This is a genomic window from Acetobacter sp. AAB5 (assembly GCF_050106715.1).
GTDB lineage: Bacteria > Pseudomonadota > Alphaproteobacteria > Acetobacterales > Acetobacteraceae > Acetobacter > Acetobacter oryzifermentans.
In genome coordinates, this window is the sequence record NZ_JBNIEW010000066.1 from 1 (window position 1) to 337 (window position 337).

Sequence of the window (337 nt, forward strand, 5' to 3'; positions counted from 1 at the left end):
GCAATGCTGACCCCATGATGCGCCACAGCCTGTGCGGCCAGTTCCCGGCGCTGGGCTGGCCGCTTCATTTTTTTCCCAGGGCTTCCTTCAGGATATCCGTCTGCATGCTCAAATCCGCATACATGCGCTTCAGCCGACGGTTCTCCTCTTCCAAAGCCTTCATCTGACTGATCATCAAAGCATCCATGCCGCCATATTTCGCGCGCCACCGGTAAAACGTGGCGTTGCTAGGGCCTGTTAGATCTTGAATTTCTTCCCATATTGTAGGGATGGAAGAAGGAGACAGAACAGGCACCTTTACGGACGAGACATGGGCGATCTGGGAACCTCTGATTGA

1 pseudogene is annotated in these 337 nt (G+C 54.0%); it reads right to left on the reverse strand.

Going from position 1 to position 337, the window contains the following annotated elements:
- Positions 1–295: pseudogene (locus ACP7IZ_RS13825) on the reverse strand (transposase); the annotation flags it as partial.
- Positions 296–337: the final 42 nt, after the last annotated feature.